General features: G+C 43.0%; 4 protein-coding genes and 1 tRNA gene. 3 read left to right on the top strand and 2 right to left on the bottom strand.

All coding sequences use genetic code 11. The annotated features are described in order from the left end of the window. Nucleotides 1-963: tRNA lysidine(34) synthetase TilS (gene tilS / locus VIP81_RS04445; protein WP_331957270.1), on the top strand; the 963-nt coding region annotated here is incomplete at its 5' end. Between the two features lie 47 nt (nucleotides 964-1,010). On the opposite strand, the gene VIP81_RS04440 is transcribed toward tilS, so the two are convergent. Together VIP81_RS04440 and VIP81_RS04435 are read right to left on the bottom strand one after the other, a co-directional pair. Beyond that, nucleotides 1,011-1,637, bottom strand: a complete 627-nt coding sequence (locus VIP81_RS04440) for a rhomboid family intramembrane serine protease (protein ID WP_331957269.1) — start codon at nucleotides 1,635-1,637, stop codon at nucleotides 1,011-1,013. 33 nt (nucleotides 1,638-1,670) lie between these two features. Continuing rightward, the gene (locus VIP81_RS04435; protein WP_331957268.1) at nucleotides 1,671-2,144 is read right to left on the bottom strand and encodes a 23S rRNA (pseudouridine(1915)-N(3))-methyltransferase RlmH; all 474 of its coding nucleotides are present in this window, start codon (nucleotides 2,142-2,144) and stop codon (nucleotides 1,671-1,673) included. A gap of 187 nt (nucleotides 2,145-2,331) precedes the next feature. On the opposite strand from VIP81_RS04435, the gene VIP81_RS04430 reads away from it, so the two are divergent. Both VIP81_RS04430 and VIP81_RS04425 read left to right on the top strand, forming a co-directional pair. Further along, nucleotides 2,332-2,405 (top strand) — tRNA-Arg (locus VIP81_RS04430). Nucleotides 2,406-2,811: 406 nt separating this feature from the next. Then, nucleotides 2,812-3,560: SpvB/TcaC N-terminal domain-containing protein (locus tag VIP81_RS04425; RefSeq protein ID WP_331957267.1), on the top strand; the 749-nt coding region annotated here is incomplete at its 3' end.

Below are 3,560 nucleotides of genomic sequence, written 5' to 3'. Positions count from 1 at the left end.
GCACACCATATGCAGGACAGCGTGGAAACCGCTTTGATGAACTTCACGAAAGGTACGGGTATCGCCGGTTTACACGGCATACTGCCCAAACAGGAATACCTTATCCGTCCCTTATTATTTACCGAGAAAGACACCCTGGTCGCTTATGCTGCCATGCATAATATCGACTATGTAGAAGATAGTTCAAATGTAACGGACAAGTATACACGTAATTATTATCGCCACCAGATCATTCCGCGTTTACAGGAAGCATTTCCTGGTGCGGTGAAAAATATGGCGGCGACCATTGAACGCATGAAGGAGGCGGAAATCCTTTACCAGGAGGCGTTGGAGAAGCATCGTAAACGACTGCTATTTCAGGAAAATAATACCTGGAAGGTACCGGTAGCAAAACTGCAAAAGAGTATACCGTTGCAAACCATTGCCTGGGAACTGTTTCGTGGATTTGGTTGCTCTTCCGCGCAAACACAACAGGTGCTTTCTTTACTGGACAGCGAATCCGGCAGATACGTGGAAACAGCCACCCATCGCATTATCCGCAATCGTCAGTGGTTGCTGATTACAACGCTTACTACCGTTGATGCGCCGCTGATAGTGATTGAACCCGAACAATCACATATCCATTTCGGCGGAGGACAATTACAACTGCGCCGGCAGGAGAGAGGTACAAACGCGATTCCTGCCGCTGCGGAAACAGCCTGGCTGGACGCCGCCCAGGTAAGCTATCCGCTGATCCTGAGAAAATGGAAACAAGGCGATTATTTTTATCCGTTGGGCATGCCCAAAAAGAAAAAAATAAGCCGTTTCCTCATAGATCAGAAACTATCATTGCCGCAAAAGGAAAATGTATGGGTGCTGGAATCTAACAAACGTATTGTTTGGGTAATAGGAATGAGGGTAGATGACAGGGCTAAAATAACCCCTAAAACAAAAGAAATATTGAGCGTGGAATTTGTTAAATAAGTAAGATGGATTTAGTTACTTCTCCCGTAACTAAATCCATCAAAAAATTATCTGACGAACTGAGCACGATGTGTAATCATATAAATAAAGTCCGTGCCTAATTCCGGATGGAATATGAGCGGGAATACGATGCCAAATAAGGCGCCCCACAGATGCGCATCGTGATTGATATTTCCACCGCCTTTCCTCGACATGTAGGCAGAGATGCCCAGGAATAAAATACCATACACTACTGCCGGCATTTTAAGTGCAAAAAATAAGTAAATATCAGCCCAGGGATTTACAATAATTGCAGTAAACACAATGGCCGAAATAGCGCCCGAAGCCCCCAGAGAAGAGTAATTCGAATTATTCCGGTTCTTGATATAGGACGGAATATTAGCGACAATAATTCCCAGCACATAATATAAAATATACACCAGTTTATTATGAAACAGACTGGTAAAAACATCTTCTATAAATCTGCCAAAAAACCATAACGTCAGCATATTGAACAACAGGTGCTGAAAATCTGCATGCACAAAACCAGACGTGATAAAACGATAATATTGTTTGTATCTGTTTACCATGTAAGGTTGCAGACTTAGTTTTTCCAGTTGCTCATAATTTTGTAAAGCGGTGTAGGAAATAAGGCAGGTAATGATGATGATCACTAAGCTAATAGAGAATGTCATATAAGCGGGTTGTTATTTGAATAATAAATGTAACTATTGATGGTGATATTTCTCCCTGTTTAATACAGTATAGGCACGGTACAGTTGTTCCGTGAAAATAAGCCGTACCAGCTGATGGGGGAAGGTAAGGGGAGACAATGACATTTGTAACTGCGCGCGCTGCAATAGGGTAGCGTCAATACCAAAAGCACCACCTATTAAAATTATCAACTGCCTCGTACCCGCGTTGTTGCGTTGTTGTAAAAAGTCGGCAAATTGTACGGTGGTCATCATTTTTCCTTTTTCATCCAGCGCCAGCAAAAAATCGGTAGGCTGCAACATATCCATAATGATTTTAGCCTCCTGCTTTTTCAGTTCCGGTATAGATAGACTGGCCGCCTGTTTCACGGTAGGAATCAGTTTAACCTCAAAATCCACGTAATGTTGCAGTCTCTTTTGAAAAACCGCAATGCCATCCCTGATATAGGGATCATGTTCCTTTCCGATGCTCCAGAGTTGAATTTTCACTGCTTATAATAATTAATCAATTGTTGTAAAAGTAAGTGTAAATCAGAAGATTGCAACGGTTTTTAGCAACTATTTGGCGTTTTCGAAAAAACGCATAACTTTGATAGCAGTGTTATTATTGGCCTGTGGCTCAATTAAATAGCGCATCTGACTACAGACCGTCTTAAGAGAATAATTTTGTTTAACCGGCTCCATAGCTCAATTGAATAGAGCATCTGACTACGGATCAGAAGGTTTCAGGTTTGAATCCTGATGGGGTCACTGATTTTCAAAAGCACAAAAGGTTGTTTCAGAGAAGAAACAACTTTTTGTGCTTTTGGCCATTTATTTATTGCCTTATTTCTGCTGTGCCTGACCTTCAGACGATCCATTTAAAATAATATACGCAAAGCACGCAAAAGCGGCAGGTTCCCTGAATTGGCACGAAAAAAACAGTATAACGTTAACGAATATACGTTTTATGAAAACATCGAAGTGATGTTTATGTAAGCGAAGCATTTAGCTGGCAGGAGCTTTTATAAGCCCCATATCTTTGCGTGCAATGTACGCATAGTGGTTTGCAACCGCAGTGTTATTTTTTTTGCACACCAGAAAAAAAGACACATCGTTACAAGAAAAGATTTAATTTTATTATAGAAACCCCAACCCCAAAAGTAAAAAGTAGATTATGCCTCTTAATGACCCCAAAAAAACGGGTAATCCTTCGGATTATTCCGGACGAAGCGTATTCTCATCAGGCGGCGATGCCGGTTCATCCTCATCCGGTGCCACACAGACGCCCGTTATTGCATTGCCCAAAGGAGGCGGTGCTATTAAAGGCGTCGACGAAAAATTTAATGTCAATGCTGTTTCAGGCACGGCCGCTTTTTCCATTCCGATTCCTTATAGTCCGGGCCGTAATGGTTACATGCCGGGCTTTGATTTGTCTTATCATTCCGGTAGTGGCAATGGTAGTTTCGGATTAGGATGGGAAGTAACGATTCCCGCCATCAGCCGTAAAACGGAAGATGGGCTGCCCCGTTATTATGACGCCACTGAATCAGATACCTTCGTGCTGTCTGGTGCGGAAGACCTGGTTCCTCTGCTGGAATGGAATGGCAGCGAATGGAAAAATACGCCAACGCCCAGAACGGTGGACGGTGTTAACTATTCGGTAATGCGTTATCGTCCAAGGATTGAAGGCTCGTTTACCCGTATCGAAAAATGGACAAACGTCAGTTCCGCCGAGGTACACTGGCGGATTATCTCCAGTGATAATCATACTTCTTACTACGGTTTTACGGCAGACAGCCGCCTCGTTGATCCCGACAACGAAAACCGGGTATTCAAATGGCTGCTTTGCCGCACCCACGATGATAAAGGGAACCTGGTACAACTGGTGTATAAAAAAGAAGATTTTGCTGGCATTCCAGCCCT

Origin of the sequence: Chitinophaga sp., from assembly GCF_036566945.1 — a bacterium.
Taxonomy (GTDB): Bacteria; Bacteroidota; Bacteroidia; order Chitinophagales; family Chitinophagaceae; genus Chitinophaga.
The sequence above is the reverse complement of the archived record's forward strand: the minus strand, read 5'-3'. Positions and strand labels throughout refer to the sequence as shown.

Bases quoted from the DNA above. Each gene is read 5' to 3' on its own strand.
- VIP81_RS04440 (WP_331957269.1), bottom strand. From the start codon at position 1,637: ATGACATTCTCTATTAGCTTAGTGATCATCATCATTACCTGCCTTATT.